We start from the raw sequence: 23,948 nt of genomic DNA, 5'->3' as shown, positions 1-23,948 counted from the left end.
CTGCGGGCGGACGGCGAGGGGTGCCGCCTAAGCTGTGGTCATGGAAATAGCATCCGCAGGTTCCGCGTCCCCGATGAAGTCCTTGCTCTACTGGCGCAAGAGCATGATCAACGGAGCCAAGACAGTACCTGCCATCGTGGCCATGGACAGCGCGGGCACGTTCAGCATGCATGACGCTGCCGGGGTGCCGGTATTTTCCGTGCCGGCATCCCAGGCGGCGGTCCGGTTCACGAGCATGGGGACGATGGTGGTCACGGCGAACGGCCGGAAGTACGACGTCACGGGTGTGGGCGCGTCCTTGTCGCCCAGCCCGTCCTCCTGGCAGCTCGCGGAGATGGCCGCCGGCGTGGATGGCCGCACGGACCCCACCGGCTTGAGCCGCGCAGGTTCCGCCGGAGCCGCCATGAGCGGAGCGGGAAGCCTGGGCGCTGTGGCGGGCGCGGCTGGCGGCGCCGCAATGATGTTCGCCTACTACCAGGGCCTGGACGCCATCAAAGCGTGGCAGGAAGCGCTCCCCAGCGCCGGCGCCACGGTGCAGAAGAGTTCGATGAAGGCCGGACTCTACATCTCGCTGGGGGTCGTGGCCGCCGTGGTTATCGGCCTCGTGGTGGCGCTGGGCCTTCGGTAGCCGAAGCCCGACCAGGGGTGGGGCGTCTTTCTGCAGGGTGCCTCCGGCCATAAACAGGCGATGAGCGCCGGCGGCCGGTAATTCCTTGTGAGAGCGCGCACCGCCGAGTCATCCCCATCGCCCAGTATGGCGGTGCGCAGCAGGACAGTATCAAGGACCTTGCGGCAAATTTGAGGCGGTGGGGAGGCCTCCCCATGTTGCGCCCTGTCTTTTCGTCCAATCGGTGTGCTTATATGGGCCTGCGCTGCAGCACCTTCGCTGCACCAGGCCACCCATCACTTGGAGTCACCATGAAGTTCTCGCAGGACAAACTGAAAACAAAAGGTATCTCGCTGCTGGTCGCTGCCGGGGTCGCTGCCGGCGCCTCCCTGGTGGCGGCGGTTCCCGCTACCGCAGCGGGCCCGTGCGGCACGGGTTACACGTACATCGGGTCGCATCCCATCACCGTGCCGACCTACAGCAAGGACTATCGGTACGGGAAACCGGGCACCAAAACCGGCTCCATCGACGTGTACTGGAACTCCACGGCACGCAAGAACTGTTCGGTGGCCTACGCCTACGGACCCACGTACGGTATCAAGATGTACCGCCAGAACATGATCGGCAACTACCCGTCATACGGCCCGGACGACGTTTCGAGCGGCTACTACTCGTACTATGCCGGCCCGGTCTACACCAACACGCAGACCGCCGGTGGCCAGTGCATCACCCTGGACGCCAGCTTCGGTCCGAACGCCACCGACAAATCCAGTTGGGGCGCTGCGTTCTACAGCCCGGTCCACTGCTAAGCAGGGAATTACGACGGCGGCACCCCTGGTTGGGTGCCGCGATTCCGGTTTCTGCGGGAGACTTGGGACTGCCCTTACGAACGAAAGCAGGATTCCGTGATCACCCTCCAGCAGGACGCTGACGGCTACGTCCGCATGAACCGGCACTACCCGGCCAGTGTCCGTATCCGGATCGCCTTCAACGACGGAACCACCGGCGATTTCTCCGGCCGCGCCCTCAATAACGCCTACGATTCAGCGGTCGCCGAGTTCCGCGCCAAGAACGGACTCGATGCCAGGGGGTTCAACCGGGCCCCGGCCAGCCGGACCAATTCCGGAAACAAGGTGGATTTTGTTCCAGTGCATCCTGGCATGGGGGAGTAGAGGGAACAACGCTACCCGGCGTTCTCCTGGTGGGCCTTGACGACGAACTGTTCCACCCGCCGGTCCGGAACCAGCCAGATCAGCGCGACGACGGTGAAGACGGCCACCCCCAGCAGCGGCTGGAGGAACGTGAGGGCGATGCCGGTGAGGTAGATCAGCGGGGAGGCCTTGCCTTTCCAGTCCCTCCCGACGGCCCGGGCCAGGGCGCCGTCCTTCCCCTGCACCGCGATCAGCCGCCGTTCCAGGATGAAGTAGGCGATCGCGGCGCACAGCAGGTTGATGCCGTACAGCAGCACGGGGACCTGCAGGAACCCGGACTCGTCCATCCACCGGGTGGTGAACGGGAACAGGGACAGCCAGAACAGCAGGTGCAGGTTGGCCCAGAGGATGGTGCCGTTCACCCGGCTGGCGAGGTGGATCATGTGGTGGTGGTTGTTCCAGTAGATCCCCACATACACGAAGCTCAGCAGATAGGTGAAGAGCGTGGGCAGGATGGCGGCGACGCCTGCCCACGTTGGTTCCTCCGGGGTGTGCAGTTCCAGCACCATGATGGTGATGATGATGGCCAGGACGCCGTCGCTGAAGGCTTCGAGCCGGTTCTTGTTCACCCGAATATCATGCACGCAAAGTCCGGTGCCCGCGCGTTAAATGATGGTTACCGTGCCAGCGTCGCCGTCCACGCTCACCGTCTGCCCGCCGGCCAGCCGCTGGGTCGCCACCCCGGTGCCCAGGACGGCCGGGATGCCGTACTCGCGGGCCACGATGGAGCTGTGGCTCAGCGGGCCGCCCACATCGGTCACCACCGCGGAAGCCATCGCGAACAACGGCGTCCAGGCGGGAGTGGTCATGCGGGCCACCAGCACCTCGCCGGGCTGCATCAGGCCGAAGTCCCCGGGGCCGCGGAGGACGCGGGCGGCCGCTGTCACACGGCCGGAGCTTGCGCCGGTGCCTTTGATCACGCCGCCGGCCTGTTGTTGCGGGCCTCCCGGCATCATCGAGCCGAACGCCTTCTCCATCCAGGCCTTCCGCGGGAGCATCTGTGGCGCCGCAGCCTTGGACTGGCCGCGCCACAGCATCCTGCGCTCATCGACGGCGGCCGCCCGGACCGGCCGGGACGCTCCTGAGAGGGCCACGCCAGCTTCGGGCTCCGCCAGCCCGAACTCCACCGCAGCCTGCAGCTCGGAGAACCGGAGCCAGAACACATCATCGGCCTCAGCGATGACGCCGGAGGCCACAAGCCGCCGCCCGAGCTCCCGCAGGAACCGCCGGAGCAACGGCCAGGCGAGTCCGACGTCGGCCAGCGCGTCTTCGCGGACCGGGGCCGTCTCCTGCGCCCACCTGAGCAGACGGAGGAACAGTGCCCGACGTCGGGGACGCAGCCGGCCGGCGACGTCCCGAGTCAGTTCCTCCCGGCGCTCGGTCAGCAGCCGCTGCCGTTCATGCGGGTCGGTGCCCTGCCCGCGCAGGTAAAACTTCACCGTGTCCAGCTGGGCGGACGGGTTGTCGGCCGGCACCGGGGTGGCGAAGTCCAGGTTGTAGACCGCGTGCCCGTACCGGTCCAGATGCTCCTGGAAGGTGAACCGCCATTCCTGCCACAGGACGCCGTCCACTCCGGCCGGTGCTGAACCGGTGCGCAGGCACTCGGCGAGTTCCGGCGTCGTACTTTCCAACAGGGCGGATACCAGCGAGGGGTCGCTGCGCGCCCAGCCGGCGAGGTCGTACAGCGACTTTTCCGCCCGGATCGGTTCGCTGTCGAAGCCCAGGAGGAACTCCTGGGCCGGAGGATCGCCGCGCCGCCGGACGGTCTTATAGAGGCCCCGGAAGGAGAGTTCGCTCATGTCGGCCAGCGGGATGATGGACTGCACCGCCGTGTAGTACACGGTGCCGGCGTCCAGGAGGGCCTGCACGCCCGCCAGCAGATCGGCTCCGGAAAGCCCGGCCGGCGGCATCGTGGACCAGTCCTTAATGATCCGTTCGTAGCGCGGATGCGAGTAGTCGCGCCAGCCCGCCACCCCCATGTGCGCCGTGCCGCGGAACAGTGCGCTCATGGCGGGGACGGTCCGGGCCGTCATCCGCAGCATGGGCCAGGTGCGGTAGTAGTAATAGGCGTAGCCGTTGACGGTGGGGAAGCGGACGTCGCCCTCGCGCAGGGGGTGGCCGCCCAGCGCCTGGTTCATCAGGGCCGAGATGGAGCGGGACACGGATCCGTCGATGAGGTCGGCGAAGAGCGGGGAGAGCGGCTCCGGCATCTGTTCCACGATGCTCGCCCGGAAGTAGAGGCCCTTGGGGTAGGGGACGGGCCATTCCGTGGGGACGTCCCCCGCGGGTTCGGGCAGCGCGGTGATGGGCCGGGACTGGAGCAGGAAGAACCTGCCGCCTGCACGCGCCCACTCGATGTCCTGCGGGGATCCGAAATGCTCGGTGATCCGCTGGCCATGGGCAGCCAGTTCAGCCGCCGCGGCATCGTCCAGGACGGGCGCACGACGGCGGGCCTCCGCCACTTTTTCCTCGACCGTCCCGTTCTCCGTGGGTACGGTCATGAGTTCCTTGTCGGCAGTCTGCCGCGTGAGGATTTTGCCCGTGCGGGTCTCAACGGTCAGGTCGTCGGTGGTGACCTGCCCGCTGACCACGGCCTCGCCCAGGCCCCAGGCGGCGCTGATCACCGTCTGGTCGCGGCGGCCGTTTGAGGGGTTGGCAGTGAACATCACCCCGGCGGCCTGGGCCTCCACCATTTGCTGGATTACGACGGCGAGGCGCACCTGGGCGGGCGGGATGCCTTCGCGTGCGCGGTAGGCCATCGCACGCGCGGTCCAAAGGGAGGCCCAGCAGTTGATGACGGCCTTGGCCAGGGCGTCCATGCCGCGGACGTTGAGGTAGCTTTCCTGCTGCCCGGCGAAGCTGGCGGAGGCGAGGTCCTCGGCGGTGGCGGAGGAGCGGACCGACACGGCGGTGTCCCCGCCGCCGTGGCGCTCATAGGCGGCCTCGAGTTCGGCCCGGATGCGTGGGGGCATGGCATCTTTGCTGAACAGGGTCCGGATGAGGGCGGAGGCGTGCTCGTAGTCTTCCGCCGCCGCTTCAGGCGGGAGCGCGGCCAACTCCTGGATGGCCTCCCCGAGCTTGTTCTCCGCGACGAAGGCGGCGTAGGCGTTGGTGGTGAGGACCACCCCCGGCGGGACCGGCAGCCCGGCCCGGATGAGGCCGCCGAGGCCCACGGCCTTGCCGCCCGCCCCGGCGATGTCGTTCCGGTCGACGTCGCCCAGGTCCATGACGTAGGTCATGACGTGCCCTCCCTGATGCCCGCCGCCGTCGTCCGTTTCGCTGGGACGAAGGCGCCGCTCCCGCAGTTAACCGTTGCCCTCATCGGTTCCGGTGTCTTCCCACATGACGTCGAGGTTGTGGAAGGTCACCGGCCCGTCGCACAGCTCCGCCATTTTCGCGGCGAAGTCCGATGTTTCGGGCCTGTTCGAGTTCTCCATGGCCGACTCGTAGGAATCGAAGTCGACGATGGTGAAGTAGTGCCCGGGCTTGGCCCTGTCAGCTGCGCCTATGATGCGGCGGAATGTTGCAGGCGAGCTTTCCCCGGTCCTGGCGGGCCGGCCCAGGTCCACGATCTCGTTAATTCGCGAGCTGTTGAATTCGATGATCTGCACAAACCCGGCCATGACGGACTCCTGACGGTGATGGACGCTGATGCCGGTCAGGCTAGTCCCGGCACCGGGCTGTGCAAAGGGGAGGAATGCCCCACTTTGCCGTTAGGTATCCCGGGATATTGACTGCCTGGGATGGGAGGAATACTTTCTGCCGTAACGGCGATCGTGGAATCCCGTTGCCACCGAACCAGGTGCCGGGTGCCCGCTGCCCCCGGCGCCACTCACGGCGCCCTGCTGACATCGCCCGCTCCGCGCCGGCATGTATGAGAACACATCAAAGGGAAAGACCATGCCGAAGTATCTGTTCGAAGCAACGTACGTGGGCCAGGGCATCAAGGGGCTCATGCAGGAAGGCGGTACCGCGCGGCGCGATGCCCTGACGGAGGCGCTGAAGTCCGTGGGCGGAACGCTGGAAAGCTTCTACTACGCCTTTGGTTACTATGACGTCCTGGGCGTCTTTGACGCGCCGGACGATGCCAGCGCTGCAGCGTTGTCGCTGCTGATCAACTCGTCGGGGAACGTCAACGTCCGGCTGAAGCCGCTCCTGACGGTGGCGGACCTGGACGAAGCCGCGAAGAAGACCCCGACCTACCGGGCACCGGGACAGTAGGGGAGTTACGCACGTTGGCCGGCGCACCGCCGTCGGAAATTACGACGGCGGTGCGCCGGCTTGCGTGCCATACTGCGGACACTGCCTGGCAGCGAGGAGGGCGAGATCGTAGATCAGTTGCTGGACTTCGCGCTCGCGGCCGCTGACCCGGGGGACCGGCGCCTGGGACGCCGTGGGACGCCTTGTTGGGGGAGCGGGAACGGGCCGGTGGGCGGCGCCCGGAGGCTCCGGCGTCGTCCGATCCCTATTGCGGGCTGGTGATGCGTCCTGGCTTTTCATGGTGTCCCCCGTCCGGCCTGTGTGGACACTGTAGGAAGCCGCGCCGACGTACGGAAGGGGTTTTGTCCATCAGCGGGAATAATTGCCCGAATCTTGAGCCAAAACGCCACCTGTCCCGTTGGCTAGGCCGTGGCCACAATGCGGCGGAAGGTGGGCTGAGTGGTTCCCTCTGTTCGGGAGGGGCGGCCCAGCCCTTTCCATGGAAGGCCGTGCCGTCGTCGTACCCTGAACCAAGAGGCAACAAAGGAGGAAGTTTGTGGTGGACACTGCGGCGCACACGACCGTTGACGAAGCGATGGCCCAGCTGGCTGAGCTCGAGGATGCAAAGGTTCGCGAGGCGAACGAAAAGCGCGGCGATGACCACGGCGTGAACCTGGGCCAGCTGCGCGCGCTCGCGAAGCGGCTGAAAACCCAGCAGGACCTGTCGGTCCGGTTGTGGGAGACCGGCGATACGGCAGCCCGGCTTTTGGCGCTGCTGGTTTGCCGCCCCAAGGCGTTCCGGCGGGATGAGCTGGATGCGATGCTGCGCGACGCCCGCGCCCCCAAGCTGCAGGACTGGCTGGTGAACTATGTGGTCAAGAAGAGCCCGCACTGCGAGGAATTGCGCACCGCGTGGCTGGCTGACACCGACCCCGCGGTGGCTGCCGCCGGATGGGCATTGACCTCGGACCGCGTGGTCAAGAAACCCGAGGGCCTGGACCTGCCGGCCCTGCTGGACGCCATCGAAGCGGAGATGAAGGACGCCCCGGACAGGCTGCAGTGGGCTATGAACACCTGCCTGGCGCAGATCGGGATCGAGCACGCCGCCTACCGGAAGCGTGCCACCGCGATCGGTGAGCGGCTTGAAGTGCTGAAGGATTACCCGACGCCCCCGGGGTGCACGTCGCCGTTCGCCCCGGCATGGATCGGCGAGATGGTGCGGCGGAAAGAAGAGTAGCAGGTTTTACGACGACGGCGACGACGGCGCGTGCGAAGGTGCTTCCGGCCAGGTGCGGGTGCGGGCTATCCCACACCGCTGGGCATATCGACAGCCGTTTCCCGGTTTCGGTCCGCGTAGTACGAGCGCATGCCGTGCTTTACGCCCAGCCGGATGATCCAGTACAGCAGCGTGGCGCCCAAGGCGATAGGCACGATCAGCACAGCTGCGTTAAGCAGCATCCATCCAACATTCACAATTTCCCCCAATGTGAGTTTTTCCCAGCCTCTCACGAATGCTGTTCCGACGCCGAAGGCTCCGTCCCCACGGGGCGGAGCCTTCGTCAAACCGTTACCGAATCAGGAATCCTGGTTGACGGCCACCACGATCTTGCCCCGGGTGTGGCCATCCATGTTGGACCGGAAGGCATCGGCGGCCTTGTCCAGCGGGAAGACCTCGGCAACTTCCACGCGAAGCTTGCCCTGGTCCGCCATGTCAGCAAGAGCCTGCAAATCCGAACCTACGGGGGTGACCCACATCCACTGGCCGCCGTGCTCTTCCACGTCGCTGTCCGCGATGGAGGCGTGCCGGCCGCCGTCGGCCAGCACCGCCAGCGTGGCCTCAAGGTTGCCGCCGACGAAATCTGCGACGACCTCCACACCGTCGGGACGCAGCGCGCGCACGCGGTCCGCGAGACCGTCGCCGTAGGCAACCGGTTCGGCGCCGAGGGAGCGGAGGAAAGCGTGGTTCTTCTCCGAGGCGGTGGCAATGACGCTGGCGCCCGTGGCCACTGCGATCTGGATGCCGAGGGAGCCCACACCGCCGGAGCCGCCGTGGATCAGGACGGTTTCCCCGGCCGTCAGGCCCAGCCGGTTGAGCACCTGGTAGGCGGTGAGCCCGGCCAGCGGCAGGCCGGCGGATTCGTTCCATCCGAGCGTGGCGGGCTTCCTGGCCAGAACTCGCTCCGGCAGTGCGATGTACTCGGCGAAGCTGCCGCCGTGGACGTAGTCCTTGCGGCCGTAGGCGATAACCTCATCGCCGGGCTGGAACTGCCTCGCATCGATACCTACGGACTCCACAACGCCTGCCACGTCCCAGCCGGGGATGGCGGGGAACTGCAGGTCCATGACCGCGTCCAGTCCGCCGGCCATGATCTTCCAGTCCACCGGATTAACTGCTGCCGCCTTGACCTTGACCAGGACCATCCCGGGACCGACCTTCGGCATCGGCTGGTCGCCGTATTCGAGGACGTCCGGGTTTCCGTATTCGCTGTAAGTGATTGCCTTCATGGTTGCGACAACTGCGTGGCGGCACTTCGCTATTCCGGATAGGGCTGGGGAGTGGCGTATCGCACGGGCAGGGCGACGGCGGCTGTCGCCGTCGTCTCCACGCGGCCAGGCGGTGGCGGGCTACTGCGCAAGATCTACGGAGGCGTGCCAGTATCTGGCGTTTTGCCTCGAGGACGCCAGCACCACCAGGCCCGTCTGGCTGTTGACGTTTTGTTTGGTGGACGTGGGGTCGTTGATGTCCGTGTCGGTGCCGCTGCTGATGATGGGGGTGCCTGCCCCGGGCGCGAAGGAAACGTTGTCGATCGGCGACTTCTTGTAGTAGATGGTTCCGCCCTCTTCGGGCGCCACCGCGAACATCCAGATTTCGCGGTGCTCCTCGTCGATCATGACCATCGGCCTGGTGTGGAGGTCCTGCACCTCGCCGAACTCCGCGCTGGTCCAATCGCCCTTACCATCGCGCACCAGCAGCGCCACCAACGTTTGGCCGACCTTCCGGTTGGCGGTTTTGATCGCCGCGAAGAGGCGCCCGTTGCCGTCGCTGGTCAGTTGCCTGAGGTTCAGATGATCGTTGGCGCAGCCACCGGTGCAGTTCTTTCCCCCGCCGTAAGCCACCTCTGTTTGCCACGAGTTCTCCGGCTGCCCGTCCTGATGGACGGCAAAATAGAACTTCTTTTGTCCCGGCCGCTGGTTGCTCCACATGATGCCGATCTTGTCGCCCTGGAAAGACGTGACGGCGGAGATATCGTCGTAGTGCACCTGGACGTTGGCGGTGGGCAGGACGAACGGGGTGCCCCACGCCGTGTCGCTGGTGGTTGAGTGGTTGACGTAGACGCGGTTGCTGTTGTCGGAGGACACAGTGGTGTAGGTGACCCACAGCTTGCCGAGGGAGTCCTTGGCCACCGTGATCGATTCCGTGCTCCCGCTGTGCAGGGTGACGGGGAATCCAGCATCCTGCGAATAGGTCTTGGCCAACGCGTTATAGCTGAAGCGGTGCAGCTCCGCGGACCCGGACGTCACCGCCAGCTGGGACGGTGGCGAGTTCCACTCCGAGCGCACCGTCGTGCTCGACACGACATAGAGCTTGCCGTCGACTGCGTCCCACAGGGCGTCTCCCCGCGCCGTCTGACGCGGGTCGACGACTGTCTCGGTCCCTTGCCACGTCTGCGTTGCGGCATCAAGCCGGTGGATCGTTGTCGCATGGGCGGATTCGCTCCACAGCAGCCCCCACCAGCTCCCGTCCTGGAACCAGAGCTTGCTCTGGGCCTTGTCAGCCGTTGGCGTTCTTACGCCGTCGGCCGCAAAAGAAGGGCCAGGGATTCCGACGTCGGCAGCCTGGGCGGGGAGCGGGAGCGCGAGCGCAACGGACGCCGCGAGGAGGAGGGCGATGAGGAGGCGGAGCAGGCGCATAACAGTCCCCTTCGGTTATGTCAGTAACGCCGGGGCCGTTGCATCACCTGCCGGCGGGATCACCATACGTCCGCAGGCCACGCCCCGGATGGCCGCGGTGGCAGGAAGGGGAGCCAAAAGGGGAGTGCTTTAGGTAGGCGGCGGTGGATGCCCGGAAACCCCCTACCAGGACCGGGAGCGCCGGCTTTTACACGGCGTCGATGGCGTCGAGCATAAAAAACCTAATCAGCTACGACGGTGCTCCCTGGATACACCGTCAATCACCCGCGGGCCGGGCCAGGCGGCGGAGCAGCGATACGGCGTCGTCCACGGGCACGGGCTCGAAGAACGTGGCATCGGCGAGTTCGACGGCGGCGATGGCCCGGGGAGCCAGCTCGGCTCCTGCGCTGGTAACGCGCAGCCGTTTGGCCCGGGTGTCGGTGGGGTCGACTTCCCGTTCGATGAGTCCCTTCGCTTCCAGGGCGCGCAGGACTTGGGAGGCCATCTTGACGTCGGTGCCCGCCTGCCGGGCGAGGGCCAGCTGGTTGGGGTGCTCACCCTTGTTGTTGAGCCACCACGCGCAGGCGAGCAGCACAAACTGCACGTGGGTGAGATCAAGCGGGGCGAGTGCTGCCGCGATGTCCCGCTGCCAGCGCAGCGTGGCGTGCCAGAGCAGGAATCCGGGGCTCTCGCCGGGGTTGAGCGGCATCAGCCGCCTGCCATCGTGACCAGCGCGGCCATGGTTTCCGGCCAGTCCGCGGTGATGCCGGGCCCAATCTGCGGGCCGGCCTCGTCGGCGCCGTCGCCGCTGATCTCCATCCGGTACACCACGCGGATCCGGTCCTCGCCGGCTGCATCGATGCGGTGGGTGGTGCGCAGGAGCAGGCCGCCGAAGCGGGCCTCGTCCACGAACCGTTCGTTTTCGACTGCCTCGGCGATGACCAAGGGGATCGGATCGTCGCCTGGGGCCGTCATCAGGATCTGGGTGCCTTCAGCGAAGGGGCCGTTGATCTCGGTCTTCTCGATCTCCCCGTTCCAGGCACCCCAGTTCTCGACGTCGGACCAGAGCCGCCAGATGGCTTCTGGCGTGGCGTTGGTTTCGATACTGTGCTCGTATTCCCACATGGTGGCCTCCTCAGAAGATGATCTACACAAAGATTATCTGTGCACAGACTAACTTCTGTCTAGAGGGGAACCCGAAGGTTTACCTGTACCCTGACAGTAGGTTCTGGGCTTCAGCGCCGCATCGACCAAGCCCGCCTTTGTTGCCGGCGGGCGGTCTGGACTCCCGGCAGCGTTCCCTTCGATGTCGTCGAACCCCCGCTGCAATCGGCCCGAATCCGATCGCACCCAACATCTTGGAATGGAACTTCATCCCTACTGGCACCCCAGCTCCGGCGGAAGTTTCGCCCTTTGACCCCACCCCTTTGAACACAGCGGCGGCCGCCGGGCATGTGACCTGGATGGACGCTGGCACCGGGATGGCCGCGCGGTGGCGGTCGGCCAACGGCAGGTCGGCGCCGGGGCGGGTGGAGGTGGTGGACGATTCCCTCACGGCCGATGATGCGTACCGCAGAGCATCACAGGGAATCGCGATGCTCTGGCATGGAGACTTCCACAACGCGCGGCAGATCCTCAACGCCCTGGACCGCCGGATAGGCGCCGGAAAGAAGGCCGCAGGAACCCCCGCCGAGCAGTTCTACCGGCACCGGCAGGCCGCCTCGCACCGTGCACGAATCCTGGGCTTGGTGCTGATTCCGCTTGATCCGGGTCCGGTGGTGCCGCTGCGCCGCGCACCGGACATCGGCGAGGCCGCCGCGGAAGCATACGGAGACATTGCAGAGTCTTCCGTGGTGTCCCTGCACGAGCTTGTCGGGGCCATCGGCGCCCACGAGTGGCGGCGGACAGGCGTCTACGTCGATGCCCTGCAGGACCGCATCCACCCGCATTACGGCACATTCTTCCCCACCCGCAGCGAGTATGTGGATCTCGTGGCAGCGGCCGCGCTGCCCGCGGACACGCTCGCGTTCGACGTCGGAACGGGCACCGGGGTGCTCGCCGCCGTCCTCGCCCGCCGTGGTGTCCGCCGCGTGGTGGCGACGGACAACGAACCGCGTGCCATCGCCTGCGCCGCGGAAAACTTCCGCAACCTCGGAGTCGAAGACCGCGCTGAGGCAATGCTGACCGACATGTTCCCGCACGGACTGGCACCTCTGATCGTGTGCAACCCGCCCTGGATTCCGGCCACGCCGCATTCAAGCCTGGACAGCGCCGTCTACGACCCCGGAAGCAGGATGCTCTACCGCTTCCTGGCAGAACTCCCCGGACATTTGGAGCCGGGCGGTGAGGGCTGGCTCGTTCTGTCCGACCTCGCCGAGCACCTGGGCCTGCGGTCGCGGGCGGACCTGCTGGCCGCCATCGAAGCGGCCGGCCTGAAAGTGGTGGAACGGCTGGACACCAAGCCAACGCATCCTAAGGCTTCGGACCGCGACGATCCCTTGTTCGCGGCGCGCTCGGCCGAAGTCACGTCATTGTGGCGGCTGGTCAGCCAATAGTCACAAGGGATGTGTCCCAGGACAGCGCGGACTGGTCTGGGCTCTCCTACTCGGTCAGCCCATTCCTGATCGCGAACAAGGTAGCCCCCACCCGGTTGGTTGCACCGATCTTGGTGTAGATGTGCTCCACATGGTTGCGGACGGTTTTCCGGGAAAGGAAGAGGCTGTCTGCGATCTGGGCCGGCGTCAGGCCGCGGCACAGCATGCCGAGGATCTCCACTTCCCGCGGCGTGAGTCCGCCCGCGGCCGAATGCGGGCAGCGGGGCTGCTGGCCGGCCGCCACGAGCACCGCCTCCACCGCTCCGGCGGCGAGCCTCCCAGCCGAAACTTCCTGCCGCAGCCGGGCCGCCGCATCAGCTGGCGTCAGAGCGGGCCGGTGCGGGCGTAGCTCCACGGAGGCATGGTAGGAGTCCGCAGCCGCCAGGATCCGCTGCTTTACACCCAGCTCGTTTCCGCCAATCCCGCGGGGATAACCGGACCCGTCGAGCCGCTCGTGGTGTGAGCCGGTGAGGGCCGCCTCGCCCTTCAGCCCGGGAACGCGGCTGAGGATCCGTTCGCCCAGATACGGGTGCATGCGGATGCGTTCCTGCTCCAGCGCGGAGAGGGGTTCCTTCTTGTCCCACACCTGGTTGGACACCCCCAACCGGCCCAGGTCGTGCACCCAACCCGCGCGGCGGAGCTCCCTGACGTCGTCCGGGGGCAGCCCGTGTTCCTCGCCGGCGGCGGCCGCCAGCGCCGCCACCGCGCGGGAGTGTCCGGCGGTGTAGGGGGACTTAAGGTCAGCGAAATCGCCGATGGCGCGCAGCACCGTATCGAGCTGGCTGCCGGACAGTGGAGCGTCGGTGGGAGCGAGGTCAAGGGCCGCCTGCCAGCAGTCGACGTCGAGGAGTCCTTTGGTGAGAACCTCGGCCTGTTCGATGAACAGCCCGGCCAGTGCGGGATCGAACTGGCTACCGCGGCGTGCCCGCACCATGGCCACCGCGCCGGCCACGCCTTCCGTCCGCAGGAACACCTCGGCGGTATCGGCCAGGTGCATAATCCGCATCTCTAATGGAATGTCCGGCCCCGCGACTCCCTCCGGCAGCCCCTTGCCGTCCCACCGCTCAAAGGTGTGGGTGAGCAGTCCTGCCACGCCGTCGTCGAGCCCTACACTGCTGGCCAGCACCCCGGCGGAGACGCAGTGCGAGGCAATCATGGTGCGTACCGCGCCGCTGCCTGTCGCGGCGAAACGCGTCCAGCGGGCGAGGCGGAGGAGCGGCGGGAGGCCGGCGCCGGCGTGGCTGAACATGCCGGCGTACATGGGCAGGCCGTGCTGGTCGCGGCGGTAGTAGTCGGCGCGGAAGGCGATATCGTCAGTGAACAGCGCGGCGAGTTCAAAGGAATCCGCGTGGCAGCCGATCCAGGCCAGCTGGTTGGCGTAGTAGATCCTGCCCTGGCCGGCGTCGTCAACGCCCGCCGCGCCGGCGATCCGCAGCGCCAGCAGGGACGCACGCAGCATGTGCTCCATCGGCTGCCCCAGCCCGAGGTCGATGGCGAGCGACAGTGCGGCCAGGACTTCGCTGCGGCGGGGCGCAGCCGGTGACTGCATCACACCTGCCATTCTAGGAAGCCGCCAGCTTGGGCAGTAGGGACCATCCTTGGCCGTTATGCCGCTTGGTTCTTCCTTGTCCGTACCTGGACAGGACCTGGTCCGGCGGATTGTGCGGTGGAGGGGAACCTGACGCCCACCTGCGCTCCGAACAGTCCACGCTGTGGAAGCCAGAAGTCCGCCAGGTGGTCCTGAACCTTGAGCGGGCCGGGCCGTCCGGCGCCCTCGCCCTGAATAGTGGCCTCGGAATTCGTCACGAGCCACAGCCGCCGCGGCTGGGCCTGGAACGTCTGGCCGTTGGGCACCACACCCGAGACTTTCATCCTGCCCGCGCCGAGCAGCGGACCGGCGAATGCCCCCATGGCCCGGAGCACCAGCTCGTTCCGCCACAGGCTCTCCGGCATCCGCACGGCCATGGCGGTCAGCATCGTTGTGGCCGCGGAGGTGCCCAGATCCAAGCGCCAGTCCACGACGCCCGGCACCGTAATCAGCGCGGTAAAGGGCCCGCTCCACTGGATGTCGACGTCGGTCTCCACCGTATGGTGGACGGCTTTCCCGAAGTAGCGGGCGCAGCTGAACTCGGGCGCGGTGTTGGCGTAGATGGTCCACTCGCCGCCGGGTGTGCGGTGCCAGACAGAGCGGTAGCCGGGGCCAACGGAGCTCACCGGGAAATCCCGGAACGCCAGGTAGTGGCCGCTGGTGAAAGGCAGCCCCAGGACGGCGTAGCCGGCGAAGTGCTCGGCAGCGTCCTGGGGAAGTTCGGCAAGTTTTGGTGTTGCCTCTGCTGATGACTGCGGCTGGTAGATGGTCATGGCCGCCTCCTTTTTTCTATGCCTTGAGACTAGGAGCGGGCCGCGGCAGGGACATGGGGCAGTTGCCCCATTTAGCGTCGGTTTTACGCGGCCTGGATGCCAAGGGACCCGCTGCCACCCGTTCCACCTTCGATCAGGACAGTTTCGCCGGATTAACGGACCAGCCGGCTGAGTGCCTGGTAGCGGTGAGGCAATCAGCAGCGGGGCCGACCGATTCGTTCGAACCAAGTGATGCGGGCTTCTTCGCCAGGGTCCGCTCCGGCAGCGCGATGTATTCGGCGAAGCTGCAGCGTCGACGTAGTCCTTGCCGCCTTAAGCGGTGACCTCGTCACCGAGCTGGAACTTTGCGGGGGGATGCACGCTGACTACACGACGCCTGCCACGTCCTAGCCGGGGATGGCGGGGAACTGCAGGTCCGTGAGGGCATCCAACCCGCCAGCCATGATCTTCCGGTCCACCGGGTTCACCGCGGCCGCCTTGACCTTGACCAGGACCATCCCGGGTCCGACCTTCGGCATAGGCTGGTCCCCGTAGCCATGGACGTCCGACTGTCCGAAATGGCTGCAAGTGATTGCCTTCATGCCTGCGACAACCAGTTGGCTTGGCCCGGCTATTCCGGATGTGGCCGGGATGCGGAGTGTCGCACACATGGGATGGCCAGAGTGTAAAGGCTGGTTAATCGAGATGACAGTGCTTTGGAGAGCGACGTGTCGAGTCAGGGGGTAGTGAACGGAAACATAATAGGCTCGTCCTCAAGAGCCCCAGTCTTGCTGGCACGCGGCATTTGGCTACGGAGGAGACGAGTAAATGCGCGCTGGCCAACGTCCTTACACAGTCACTACAAATCGTTGTGATAGGCCTGCGCGCAGACGAGAATTCACAGGAGATATTCGAGACCCTGAATGCAAGGGGAACGCCCTTAACTGCTGCCGATCTGATCAAGAATTTTGTCTTTCAGCGTCTTACTGCTGAGGGCATAGATACGCATATGGCATACAGGGACCTGTGGCCGTTTGATACGAAGTTTTGGGAAAAGGAGATCAGCGTGGGGCGGTATCCTATCTCACGCAGTTCACTGTTCCTCAATCAATGGCTCGTCTCCAGGGTAGGAGAGGAGATTGGCCCGAAATCAACATTCACTCGCTTCAAGCATTATGTGGAGCATGAGGCCGGGTTCCCGATGGCGCCGCTACTGAGGAACATTAAGGATCAGGCGTACCAATACCAAGGATGGGCAGAACGCGCGGCCGATCCGCATGCGGAGCTCAGCGTCGTTGAGATGTGCGTTTATCGCAGTCAAGCTGCGGAGATTGAGGCACTAAAGCCGGTCTTGTTGTGGCTTCATGAGCCTGGGTCAGAGGTCTTGCCGGGCCCTCGGGACAAAGTTGTTGCCATGCTTGAGAGCTGGTTCATGCGCCGAGCGTTGCTCAGACTTTCGTTGGGTGACATGGGGCGAGTGGTTGCCGAACTCATTGGTGTTCATCGTCGTATTGCTGACACCGACTTGGTGGAAAGTATCGAACGCTATCTCACTAATTTGAATGCCGCCAGTACGTATTGGCCCGGAGACGAAGAATTGCGCTCAGTACTGGCCGCCGATTCAGCGTATAGGCGCTTCAGACGTGGTCGCCTGCGTATGTTTCTCGAAGCAGTTGAGGATCATTACCGAGGATATACAGGCACAACCCCGTCCGCGACGGGAACGCGTGTTGCACGAGTAGGCCTTCCCATTGAACACTTAATGCCCCAAAGCTGGGTCCAGCATTGGCCGATGAGCGATCTAGCGGAAGAAGTGGAGCGCGAATCGCACATACATAGGTTCGGGAACCTTACTCTTCTAACCGCGACTCTAAACTCTGCAGTCTCTAATGGGCCCTGGCTGGGAGCGAACGGGAAACGAGCCAAACTCGAACGTCACGACGTTCTTCTAATGAATCGTAGAATCCGCGAAATTTCCGTGGACGGTTGGAGCGAGAAAGAGATTGACCGCAGGACCTCCGAGGTTGCGGATGCACTTATAGCAACTTGGCGCATCCCAGACGGCCACGTCGGCGCCGTGAGTACGGGGCCCACGGCAGCACTACCTGAGACAAGCACGCGTGAACTTGTGGCATCGGGGCTTCTTCCAGTAGGGACCGTGTTGCGGGCCCGGTACGGCCAATGGGCCGATCGCAAATGTGAAGTGCTTGCAACTGGCGAGTTCCTCACGGACGATGGGAAGAAGTTTTCAACCCCTTCAGGCGCTGGTCATCACATTCGTAAGGGGGCCACTAATGGCTGGTCCTTCTGGGAACTACCCGATGGTCGTCGTCTCAGCGCTCTCCGAACCGAGTATCACGAAACACGCCGCTTAACGCAGGACACTCAAAGGAGCGAGCCGAAGTAGATTGTCCTGGCTTCAACCAGCCGCCGGAAACGGCCGCACTTGTGTCGTGGGAACTACCTACCCCGCCACCGCAGCCTTCGCGGCCCGCGTCGCGTTCATCCACTCGGTCAGCCAGGGCGCACGGACGCTCGAGGTGATCCGGCAGTCGGCCACGAACGTCCCCTTCGCACCGGCGTCGATCCAATCCTGCAGCGCGGACAGGTCGCCAAGGGAGCGGATGACAGCTGACTCAGCCCCAAGAGCCCTCGCAACTCCACTGAAGTCCACTTCGGGGATCAGCATGGGCTTCTCGGTGAGGCCCTGCGAGCCGTACTGGTGGATCTCGGCCCCGTAGGCGGCGTCGTTGTAGATCACCACGATGGCGCTGCGGGCCGTAGAAATGAGCGATTCGAGGTCGGACAGGCCCATCAGGAACCCGCCGTCGCCGGACGCCAGCACCAGGGTGCGGCCGTCCTCCAGCGCACGGGCCGCCCCGACGGCGCTGGCCAGGCCCAGCCCGATGGACTGGAAGGCGGTACCCACCATCACCAGGTCCTGCGGCCGCGGGATGTTCCAGTACATGGGCGCCCAGCCGATGAAGTGGCCGCCGTCCTGGACCACCGTGCGGCGCTCCGGCAGGACGGCATCCAACGCAGTGGCGAGGGCGCGCGGGTCCAGCCGGCCGTCCTCGGTCACCTCGGATCCGGCCTCATGCCCCGGCCCTTCAGCCAGACGCTTCGAGGCTTCGGCCCGCCACCCCACAACAGCAGCCTCGCCATCCACCAACGACAACAGCCGTGAAGCAGCGGCCTTCGCATCAGCCTGAACGAACAGGTCCACCCGTGGATTCGTCGGCTCCACCGCGGTGTCGATCTGGATGACGGTGGTGTCCGGGCCCAGCAGGTGCCCGAACCTCATGGTGAACGGGCTCAGGCTGGCCCCTGCCACCAGGACCACGTCGGCCTCGCCCATTAGTCCGGCCGCGGTGTCGGTGCCGAAACCGCCGGCCACGCCCAGGTACCCCTCGCCATTGAGGAGGTTGAGCGCCAGGGCGGTTCCGGCGGTCAGTGCGCCGAGCCGGTCGGCGAGTTCGCGGAGTTCCGGGCCGGCACCGGCGAGGTGCGCACCACGGCCGGCCAGGATCAGCGGCCGCCTGGCACCGGCCAGGAGACGGGCAACCTGCCCAAGGCCGCCGTCGACGTCGTCCGTCACCTTTGGTGCCGACGGTTCCGGAAGGTCCTCGTTCCTGGTCTCGAGTGCGGCGAGGTCGTAGGGGATGGCAAGGACGACGGCGGTGCGCCGGGTGAGTGCGTACTCCACGGCCTGCCGGGTGATGGCGCCCGCGGCGTCCCGGGTGACGGTGAAGGTGGCCGCGCCGAGGCCGGAGGCGATGGCCGCCTGGTCCACGTCCCAGGGCCGGGCACCGGTGGTGGGGGCGTCGCCGGTGACCAGCACCACCGGGATCTGCGCCTGGACCGCCTCGGCGAGGGCGGTGAGCGCGTTGGTGTAGCCCGGGCCGTAGGTGGTGGTACCCGCGGCAAGCCGTCCCGAGGTCCGGTAGTAGGCGTCGGCAGCGGCGATGGCAGCACCCTCATGCCGGACAGCGGTGAAGCGGAGACCCTGCTGCTCCGCAGCGTCCAGGAAGTACACGTTGCCGTTGCCCATGACGCCGAAGACGTCGCTGACATAGCTGCTGAGAACCTGTGCGACGCGGCCCGAGACAGTGAGAGTAGTCATGCAGGCATCGTGTGGGCTGCATCTCACGTTTGCAATACCGTGGAATGCCGCTGGGACTTTTGGCAGCAGGAAGCACTTGCGCTGACAATTTGCCCATTGGTGGCCGGCGTCACCGTCTACTCCGAAGGACGCGATTCCTGCTCCGACAGCCGGCTGATGAGCCCGTCGTAGCGGGGCGGCATGAGCTCCAGGATGGAGATGGCCGTGCTGGTCCGCTGGATCCCGTCGATCTCAAGGATCTGATTGGTGATGCGGTAGAGGTCGGCGGTGCCGCGGGCCACCACCTTGGCCATGAGGTCCGCGTCGCCGGTGGTGGCGTGCACCTCGATGACCTCGGGGATGGCGGCGAGCCCGTTCTCCACCGAGCCGGTGCGGGTCTGGCTGATGGAGAGGGAGAGGAAGGCCATGAGTTCGTAGCCGAGCGCGGCCGGGTCCAGCCTGCGGCTGAAGGAGCGGAGCGCGCCGCTGCGCTCCAGCCGCGCCAGCCGCGCGTGGACGGTGTTGCGCGCGACGCCGAGTGTCCGGGAGAGTGCCAGGGCGCTGGCTTCGGGGTCCTTGTCGAGGGCAAGAATGATCCTGCCGTCGAGCGAATCGAGGGTGCGAGAGTTTGCGATGGTCATATTTTCACCAGAGCTACTAGAAGTTGAGCAGAAGTCCCAAGCACCGGAGCCTACCTTGCATTGTGGTCCGGGTCACTTCCATGATCGGACTTCATGACCAGTGATCAGCTTGTTGCCGCTCCCGAAACTGCGTTGCCCACCCTGCGTGGCGCGGTGGCGGGCCTTCCGTCCTACGTTCCGGGCCGACGCGGCACCGGCGTGGACATCGCCGCCCTCGCCAGCAACGAAAGCCACTATCACCCGCTGCCCGCCGCCATGGCTGCGGTGACCGAAGCGGCCGGCAGGATGAACCGCTACCCGGACATGGCCGCCGTCGAACTCCGCGAACGGCTCGCCCGGCATCTGGGCGTCACCGCGGAGGAAGTGGCGGTGGGGCCCGGAAGCGTGGGCGTCCTGCAGCAGATCATCACCGGACTGTGCGACGCCGGGGATGAAGTGGTGTTCGCGTGGCGCTCCTTCGAGGCATACCCCATCCTCGTGGAGCTGGCAGGCGCCCGGCCGGTCCGCGTCCCGCTGGACGACGCCGAAGGCCACGACCTCAACGCCATGGCCGCCGCCGTCACCGGCCGCACCAAAGTCATCCTGCTTTGCACGCCCAACAACCCCACCGGCGTGCCGATCAGCCACGGCCGACTCGAGGCCTTCCTGCAGTCCGTGCCCTCCAGCGTCCTGGTGGTGATCGACGAGGCCTACGTGGAGTACGCCGACGCAGGCCCCGACTCCCTGGCGCTCTACCGCCGGTACCCGAACGTCTGCATCCTGCGCACCTTCTCCAAGGCCTACGGGCTCGCCGGACTTCGCGTGGGCTACGCCGTTGCGTCGCCGGCCATCGCCGAGGGGCTGCGCCGGACCGCCCTTCCGTTCGGCGTGAGCGCGCTGGCCCAGAAGGCGGCCATCGCGTCGCTGGACGCGGGGGAGGAGATGGAAGCGCGGGTTTCGGCGGTGAAGCAGGAGCGCGCACGGATGGCCGTGGAGCTGGCGGCCCAGGGCTGGAAGCTGCAGCCCAGCCAGGGCAACTTCCTGTGGATCCGTGTCGGTGACCAGCTCCTGGCAGGGCTGGTGGATGCGTTTGACCGCGCGGGCATCCTGGTCCGGGCGTACCAGGGCGACGGCGTGCGGATCACCGTTGCCGACCCCGCCTCCAACAACCGCGTGCTCCGGCTCCTCGAAACCCACGCGGCCTGAACTTTTATCCCCAACAGTTACCAACAACTAAGAGGAATCCCCATGGAACAACAGACAAAGACGTCTGCCCGCCCACTCGGCGCAGCCCTCAAACCCCGCCAGCTCACCATGATGGGCCTCGGCAGCGCCATCGGCGCGGGCCTGTTCATCGGCTCCGGCGCGGGCATCCAGGCCGCGGGCCCGGCGGTGCTGATCTCCTACCTTGTGGCCGGCACGCTCATCATCCTGGTGATGTGGGCCCTCGGCGAGATGGCCGCCGCCAATCCGGACAGCGGTGCCTTCTCCGTCTACACCGCCAAGGCCTACGGGCCCGTGGCCGGTGCAACCGTCGGCTGGCTGTGGTGGCTGCAGCTGGTGGTGGTCATCGCCGCCGAAGCGCTCGGCGCGGCAGGCCTGCTGGCCACCATCTTCCCGGCCCTGCCCGTGTGGATGATGGCCTTCGTGTTCATCGTGATGCTCACCGCCGTGAACCTCACCAGCGTGAAGAACTTCGGCGAGTTCGAGTTCTGGTTCGCCCTGCTCAAGGTGGCGGCGATTATCGGGTTCCTGCTGGTGGGCTTTGCCCTGCTGTTTGGTCTGATTCCGGGCGTGCAGTCGCCGGGCCTGGCCAACTTCACGGGTGCCGGTTTCGCGCCCAGCGGTTTTGCCGGGATTGCGACGGCTCTGTTCGTGGTGGCGTTTGCGTTCGGCGGCACCGAGATTGTGTCCGTGGCCGCAGCCGAGACTGCTGAGCCGGCCCGCAGCGTGAAGAAGGCTGTCCGGACGGTGCTGTGGCGCATTCTGGTGTTTTACATCGGTGCCATCTTCGTGATTGCTGCGGTGGTCCCCGTGGGTTCGGCGGGGCTGAAGAGCCCCTTCGCCGCGGTGCTGGATGCAGCGGGCATGCCTGGCGCGGCCACGGCCATCACCCTGGTAGCCGTCGCGGCACTGCTGTCCGCGCTGAACGCCAACCTCTACGGCGCTTCCCGGATGGCCTACTCCCTGGCTGAGCGCGGTGAGGCTCCGCGGTGGCTGGCCTCTGTGTCCAAGGCCCGGGTTCCCGTTGTCGCCGTGCTCGCGAGCGTTGTCTTCGGTATTGTCACGGTTGTGCTGGAGCTGGCGTTCCCCGAGAAGGTCCTTCCGGTCCTGCTTAACATTGTCGGCTCGACGTGCCTGCTGGTGTGGACGTCCGCGCTCCTGGCCCAGCTCGCTCTGCGCGTCCGCGCGGACCGCGACGGGACGGCGCTTCCCCTGCGGATGCCCGGGTTCCCGTGGCTCACCTCCCTTGGCCTGCTGATCCTTGCGGCGATCTTCACGGTGGGCTTCATCGGCGAGGATTCCCGCCCTCAGCTGCTGAGCACCTTTGGGCTTGTGGCGGTTCTGGCGGCGGGGTGCTGGGTGAACCACCGGTCCAGGAACGTTCCGACTGCTCCTGGATCCACGGACGAGGCCAAGCCCCGGGTGCTCGTCGACTAGACCAGGCCGCTGGCCCCCTTCTTGGGTTCGGCGCAGGCATAGGGCGCGTCCGGCTTTGGCCGGGCGCGCCCTGGGCAATAGAGGAACTACTTGGTTACGTGAACTACTACTGCCTTATCCACTGGTTGCTGCTGTCCTGCATTGTCAATCCCAGTAACTGTCCAGTTGCTAAGCAATAGAACCGTCTTGCCAGTGTTTGAGTTGTAGACGATCTTCTTGAAGCCCAAAGCCGACAGCTCATCGTTGAGTGCCTCTGCATTCATTCCGGCAATGTTGGCAGGAATTACCGCCGTAGCTGGAGCAGCGGGAGTTACTGCCTGGGCAACCGCGGCGGCCGGAGCCACAGAGGCAGGTGCGACCGTGGAGGTGGCCGTTACGGTCACTGTTGCCGTGGCCGTCTCTGTCACAGTGTGCGTGACTGCGGGAGCTGCTTGGGGTGGCCCCGAGCAGCTTGAAAGTGCCAGACACAGGAGAGCGCCGCTGGCCAAAGTTGTGGTGAGTTTCAAAATGAGTTCCCCTTTTGCTTGTTATTCCCGACTGTGATGGCATTTCGCAGCGCCTTTCCCCTCCAGCGCCCATCGATTAGAGTCCCTGAGCCGGTCCCTGGGTCAGATCGTTCGGTTGGGACTTTTGCGAGCCTTGGCCTTAGGGCGCGGGGCGCCATCGACATGGATGGCTAAAGTCCGGTCGTGCTCGCTCCGAACTCAGCCTGCTCTGGGGTGAAACCCTCGAAGAGGAGTTGATCGACGAGCCCGGGGCGCGAGAAAGAAGTGAATTTCAGGTAGTCTTTGGCCTTCTTGGCGGCTTGATCGTTCCAGTCGATAGTCATGTGGTCGACGGCCCAGGTTGCATCCTCAACGGAGTATTTCTCAAAGACAAGTTGATCGATCAGACCGGGGCGCGAAAATGCGGTGAACTGGAGGTAGTCACCGGCCTTTCTCGTCGCGCTCTGTTGGCTGATTGTTCCCCTCTTCGCAGCTGCTTCCGCTTCGGCTTGAGCTTTGGCGGCAGCGTCTGCGTCGGCCTTTGCCTTAGCCGCAGCGTCGGCCTGAGCTTTGGCGGCAGCATCTGCGTCAGCTTTTGCCTTAGCGGCGGCATCGGCCTCAGCCTTAGCTTTCGCCGAGGCCTGCGCTTCGGCTGCAGCGACAGCCGGATCCTTCGATGGCGTGGAGGCGGGTGCAGCAGATGCCGCTTGAGTTGCCGTGGCGACCTTGGGTGTGGAAGCAGCAGGCGCGGACGAGGGGGCAGAGCCGGCCTTGGCGGAGTTGACGACGATACTCAGGAGAATAACAACGCCGGTGATAATCAAGGCCACCTTCTTGTGCCTGTCATAACCTTCCAGCGGGAGCCCTTGCCTGTCGCGAGTTTTATTCGACAGCACCAAGATGAGGTCGATCAGTGCCCAAATGCCGATCCCGCCAAAGGTTACTAACTTCAGGGTTCCGGTCCCGACTTTGCCAAGGTAGAAGCGGTCAACACCGAACACGCCAAGGAGCAGTGAGAGGAGCCAAGTCGTCAAGAACGACTTGTTGCTAATGGGCGCTTGACCGTAGCCGAAGTTTGGGGGGTAGGGAGCGGTGTAGGGTTGGTGGCTCATGAGAGTCCTTCCATAGGACACCTGACCGACGTGCGATGCAAAGCGTGCTGGGGTTGCCCGCAAATCGTGGACAGTTGATCAGGCGGCTTGTGCCGGCTGAGGTTGTGCTGTGGAGAGCAGTAGCT

General features: G+C 65.6%; 24 protein-coding genes. 9 read left to right on the top strand and 15 right to left on the bottom strand.

Annotation, left to right across the window (positions count from 1 at the left end; all coding sequences use genetic code 11):
• Positions 1 to 40: 40 nt before the first annotated feature.
• From PV772_RS16055 to PV772_RS16045, 3 genes are all read left to right on the top strand, one after another.
• Positions 41 to 628: a hypothetical protein gene (locus PV772_RS16055; protein ID WP_347886794.1), complete on the top strand. Its 588-nt coding sequence runs from the start codon at positions 41 to 43 to the stop codon at positions 626 to 628.
• A 290-nt stretch (positions 629 to 918) separates the two neighbouring features.
• A complete protein-coding gene (locus tag PV772_RS16050; RefSeq protein WP_347886793.1) occupies positions 919 to 1,416 on the top strand; it encodes a hypothetical protein in 498 nt (165 codons plus the stop codon).
• A gap of 96 nt (positions 1,417 to 1,512) precedes the next feature.
• Positions 1,513 to 1,779: a hypothetical protein gene (locus PV772_RS16045; protein WP_141180921.1), complete on the top strand. Its 267-nt coding sequence runs from the start codon at positions 1,513 to 1,515 to the stop codon at positions 1,777 to 1,779.
• 11 nt (positions 1,780 to 1,790) lie between these two features.
• Here the strand turns inward: PV772_RS16045 and PV772_RS16040 are convergent, their stop codons facing one another.
• The 3 genes from PV772_RS16040 to PV772_RS16030 form a co-directional block, all read right to left on the bottom strand.
• A complete protein-coding gene (locus tag PV772_RS16040; RefSeq protein ID WP_347886792.1) occupies positions 1,791 to 2,387 on the bottom strand; it encodes a TMEM175 family protein in 597 nt (198 codons plus the stop codon).
• A gap of 36 nt (positions 2,388 to 2,423) precedes the next feature.
• On the bottom strand, positions 2,424 to 5,057 hold the full coding sequence (locus PV772_RS16035; protein WP_347886791.1) for a PEP/pyruvate-binding domain-containing protein: 2,634 nt from the start codon (positions 5,055 to 5,057) through the stop codon (positions 2,424 to 2,426).
• A 66-nt stretch (positions 5,058 to 5,123) separates the two neighbouring features.
• Complete coding sequence (locus PV772_RS16030; protein ID WP_347886790.1) at positions 5,124 to 5,441, bottom strand: hypothetical protein; 318 nt, start codon at positions 5,439 to 5,441, stop codon at positions 5,124 to 5,126.
• A 277-nt stretch (positions 5,442 to 5,718) separates the two neighbouring features.
• On the opposite strand from PV772_RS16030, the gene PV772_RS16025 reads away from it, so the two are divergent.
• Both PV772_RS16025 and PV772_RS16020 read left to right on the top strand, forming a co-directional pair.
• Positions 5,719 to 6,039 (top strand): GYD domain-containing protein, encoded by a 321-nt coding sequence (locus PV772_RS16025; RefSeq protein ID WP_141161327.1) that lies wholly within the window; start codon positions 5,719 to 5,721, stop codon positions 6,037 to 6,039.
• Between the two features lie 574 nt (positions 6,040 to 6,613).
• Positions 6,614 to 7,255, top strand: a complete 642-nt coding sequence (locus tag PV772_RS16020) for a DNA alkylation repair protein (RefSeq protein ID WP_347886824.1) — start codon at positions 6,614 to 6,616, stop codon at positions 7,253 to 7,255.
• Positions 7,256 to 7,320: 65 nt separating this feature from the next.
• Here PV772_RS16020 and PV772_RS16015 read toward each other — a convergent pair whose 3' ends face one another.
• The 5 genes from PV772_RS16015 to PV772_RS15995 form a co-directional block, all read right to left on the bottom strand.
• Positions 7,321 to 7,476: a hypothetical protein gene (locus PV772_RS16015; RefSeq protein ID WP_168225769.1), complete on the bottom strand. Its 156-nt coding sequence runs from the start codon at positions 7,474 to 7,476 to the stop codon at positions 7,321 to 7,323.
• A gap of 117 nt (positions 7,477 to 7,593) precedes the next feature.
• Positions 7,594 to 8,523 (bottom strand): NADP-dependent oxidoreductase, encoded by a 930-nt coding sequence (locus tag PV772_RS16010; RefSeq protein WP_347886789.1) that lies wholly within the window; start codon positions 8,521 to 8,523, stop codon positions 7,594 to 7,596.
• A 120-nt stretch (positions 8,524 to 8,643) separates the two neighbouring features.
• Positions 8,644 to 9,930, bottom strand: coding sequence for a hypothetical protein (locus tag PV772_RS16005; RefSeq protein ID WP_347886788.1), 1,287 nt, complete (start codon positions 9,928 to 9,930; stop codon positions 8,644 to 8,646).
• Between the two features lie 256 nt (positions 9,931 to 10,186).
• A complete protein-coding gene (locus PV772_RS16000; protein ID WP_347886787.1) occupies positions 10,187 to 10,618 on the bottom strand; it encodes a MarR family winged helix-turn-helix transcriptional regulator in 432 nt (143 codons plus the stop codon).
• Complete coding sequence (locus PV772_RS15995; RefSeq protein WP_347886786.1) at positions 10,618 to 11,034, bottom strand: SRPBCC family protein; 417 nt, start codon at positions 11,032 to 11,034, stop codon at positions 10,618 to 10,620. The genes PV772_RS16000 and PV772_RS15995 overlap by 1 nt, the downstream gene beginning before the upstream one ends.
• Before the next feature lie 338 nt (positions 11,035 to 11,372).
• On the opposite strand from PV772_RS15995, the gene PV772_RS15990 reads away from it, so the two are divergent.
• Positions 11,373 to 12,464, top strand: a complete 1,092-nt coding sequence (locus PV772_RS15990) for a class I SAM-dependent methyltransferase (protein ID WP_347886785.1) — start codon at positions 11,373 to 11,375, stop codon at positions 12,462 to 12,464.
• A 46-nt stretch (positions 12,465 to 12,510) separates the two neighbouring features.
• On the opposite strand, the gene PV772_RS15985 is transcribed toward PV772_RS15990, so the two are convergent.
• The 3 genes from PV772_RS15985 to PV772_RS15975 all read right to left on the bottom strand — a co-directional run bounded on the left by PV772_RS15985 (position 12,511) and on the right by PV772_RS15975 (position 15,382).
• Positions 12,511 to 14,052 (bottom strand): HD domain-containing phosphohydrolase, encoded by a 1,542-nt coding sequence (locus tag PV772_RS15985; protein WP_347886823.1) that lies wholly within the window; start codon positions 14,050 to 14,052, stop codon positions 12,511 to 12,513.
• A 56-nt stretch (positions 14,053 to 14,108) separates the two neighbouring features.
• Complete coding sequence (locus PV772_RS15980; RefSeq protein ID WP_347886784.1) at positions 14,109 to 14,864, bottom strand: hypothetical protein; 756 nt, start codon at positions 14,862 to 14,864, stop codon at positions 14,109 to 14,111.
• 386 nt (positions 14,865 to 15,250) lie between these two features.
• On the bottom strand, positions 15,251 to 15,382 hold the full coding sequence (locus PV772_RS15975) for a hypothetical protein (protein WP_347886783.1): 132 nt from the start codon (positions 15,380 to 15,382) through the stop codon (positions 15,251 to 15,253).
• 266 nt (positions 15,383 to 15,648) lie between these two features.
• On the opposite strand from PV772_RS15975, the gene PV772_RS15970 reads away from it, so the two are divergent.
• Positions 15,649 to 17,250, top strand: coding sequence for a DUF1524 domain-containing protein (locus tag PV772_RS15970; protein ID WP_347886782.1), 1,602 nt, complete (start codon positions 15,649 to 15,651; stop codon positions 17,248 to 17,250).
• Between the two features lie 57 nt (positions 17,251 to 17,307).
• Here the strand turns inward: PV772_RS15970 and PV772_RS15965 are convergent, their stop codons facing one another.
• Both PV772_RS15965 and PV772_RS15960 read right to left on the bottom strand, forming a co-directional pair.
• Positions 17,308 to 18,966: a thiamine pyrophosphate-binding protein gene (locus PV772_RS15965; protein ID WP_347886781.1), complete on the bottom strand. Its 1,659-nt coding sequence runs from the start codon at positions 18,964 to 18,966 to the stop codon at positions 17,308 to 17,310.
• A gap of 116 nt (positions 18,967 to 19,082) precedes the next feature.
• Complete coding sequence (locus PV772_RS15960) at positions 19,083 to 19,586, bottom strand: Lrp/AsnC family transcriptional regulator (RefSeq protein ID WP_347886780.1); 504 nt, start codon at positions 19,584 to 19,586, stop codon at positions 19,083 to 19,085.
• A gap of 93 nt (positions 19,587 to 19,679) precedes the next feature.
• Between PV772_RS15960 and hisC the strand changes: the two genes are divergently transcribed.
• Positions 19,680 to 20,771, top strand: coding sequence for a histidinol-phosphate transaminase (gene hisC / locus PV772_RS15955; RefSeq protein ID WP_347886779.1), 1,092 nt, complete (start codon positions 19,680 to 19,682; stop codon positions 20,769 to 20,771).
• A gap of 42 nt (positions 20,772 to 20,813) precedes the next feature.
• On the top strand, positions 20,814 to 22,226 hold the full coding sequence (locus PV772_RS15950) for an amino acid permease (RefSeq protein WP_347886778.1): 1,413 nt from the start codon (positions 20,814 to 20,816) through the stop codon (positions 22,224 to 22,226).
• Between the two features lie 86 nt (positions 22,227 to 22,312).
• On the opposite strand, the gene PV772_RS15945 is transcribed toward PV772_RS15950, so the two are convergent.
• Together PV772_RS15945 and PV772_RS15940 are read right to left on the bottom strand one after the other, a co-directional pair.
• On the bottom strand, positions 22,313 to 22,489 hold the full coding sequence (locus PV772_RS15945; RefSeq protein ID WP_347886777.1) for a hypothetical protein: 177 nt from the start codon (positions 22,487 to 22,489) through the stop codon (positions 22,313 to 22,315).
• A gap of 413 nt (positions 22,490 to 22,902) precedes the next feature.
• Positions 22,903 to 23,823, bottom strand: coding sequence for an Ltp family lipoprotein (locus PV772_RS15940; protein ID WP_347886776.1), 921 nt, complete (start codon positions 23,821 to 23,823; stop codon positions 22,903 to 22,905).
• Between the last annotated feature and the right edge of the window lie 125 nt (positions 23,824 to 23,948).

The organism is Pseudarthrobacter sp. CC12 (genome assembly GCF_039907755.1).
Taxonomy (GTDB): Bacteria; Actinomycetota; Actinomycetes; order Actinomycetales; family Micrococcaceae; genus Arthrobacter; species Arthrobacter niigatensis.
The sequence above is the reverse complement of the archived record's forward strand: the minus strand, read 5'-3'. Positions and strand labels throughout refer to the sequence as shown.

Bases quoted from the DNA above. Each gene is read 5' to 3' on its own strand.
- PV772_RS16055 (WP_347886794.1), top strand. From the start codon at position 41: ATGGAAATAGCATCCGCAGGTTCCGCGTCCCCGATGAAGTCCTTGCTC.
- PV772_RS16050 (WP_347886793.1), top strand. From the start codon at position 919: ATGAAGTTCTCGCAGGACAAACTGAAAACAAAAGGTATCTCGCTGCTG.
- PV772_RS16035 (WP_347886791.1), bottom strand. From the start codon at position 5,057: ATGACCTACGTCATGGACCTGGGCGACGTCGACCGGAACGACATCGCC.
- PV772_RS16030 (WP_347886790.1), bottom strand. From the start codon at position 5,441: ATGGCCGGGTTTGTGCAGATCATCGAATTCAACAGCTCGCGAATTAAC.
- PV772_RS16025 (WP_141161327.1), top strand. From the start codon at position 5,719: ATGCCGAAGTATCTGTTCGAAGCAACGTACGTGGGCCAGGGCATCAAG.
- PV772_RS16020 (WP_347886824.1), top strand. From the start codon at position 6,614: ATGGCCCAGCTGGCTGAGCTCGAGGATGCAAAGGTTCGCGAGGCGAAC.
- PV772_RS16015 (WP_168225769.1), bottom strand. From the start codon at position 7,476: ATGCTGCTTAACGCAGCTGTGCTGATCGTGCCTATCGCCTTGGGCGCC.
- PV772_RS16010 (WP_347886789.1), bottom strand. From the start codon at position 8,523: ATGAAGGCAATCACTTACAGCGAATACGGAAACCCGGACGTCCTCGAA.
- PV772_RS16005 (WP_347886788.1), bottom strand. From the start codon at position 9,930: ATGCGCCTGCTCCGCCTCCTCATCGCCCTCCTCCTCGCGGCGTCCGTT.
- PV772_RS16000 (WP_347886787.1), bottom strand. From the start codon at position 10,618: ATGCCGCTCAACCCCGGCGAGAGCCCCGGATTCCTGCTCTGGCACGCC.
- PV772_RS15995 (WP_347886786.1), bottom strand. From the start codon at position 11,034: ATGTGGGAATACGAGCACAGTATCGAAACCAACGCCACGCCAGAAGCC.
- PV772_RS15990 (WP_347886785.1), top strand. From the start codon at position 11,373: ATGGACGCTGGCACCGGGATGGCCGCGCGGTGGCGGTCGGCCAACGGC.
- PV772_RS15985 (WP_347886823.1), bottom strand. From the start codon at position 14,052: ATGCAGTCACCGGCTGCGCCCCGCCGCAGCGAAGTCCTGGCCGCACTG.
- PV772_RS15980 (WP_347886784.1), bottom strand. From the start codon at position 14,864: ATGACCATCTACCAGCCGCAGTCATCAGCAGAGGCAACACCAAAACTT.
- PV772_RS15975 (WP_347886783.1), bottom strand. From the start codon at position 15,382: ATGCCGAAGGTCGGACCCGGGATGGTCCTGGTCAAGGTCAAGGCGGCC.
- PV772_RS15965 (WP_347886781.1), bottom strand. From the start codon at position 18,966: ATGACTACTCTCACTGTCTCGGGCCGCGTCGCACAGGTTCTCAGCAGC.
- PV772_RS15960 (WP_347886780.1), bottom strand. From the start codon at position 19,586: ATGACCATCGCAAACTCTCGCACCCTCGATTCGCTCGACGGCAGGATC.
- hisC (WP_347886779.1), top strand. From the start codon at position 19,680: ATGACCAGTGATCAGCTTGTTGCCGCTCCCGAAACTGCGTTGCCCACC.
- PV772_RS15950 (WP_347886778.1), top strand. From the start codon at position 20,814: ATGGAACAACAGACAAAGACGTCTGCCCGCCCACTCGGCGCAGCCCTC.
- PV772_RS15945 (WP_347886777.1), bottom strand. From the start codon at position 22,489: ATGAATGCAGAGGCACTCAACGATGAGCTGTCGGCTTTGGGCTTCAAG.
- PV772_RS15940 (WP_347886776.1), bottom strand. From the start codon at position 23,823: ATGAGCCACCAACCCTACACCGCTCCCTACCCCCCAAACTTCGGCTAC.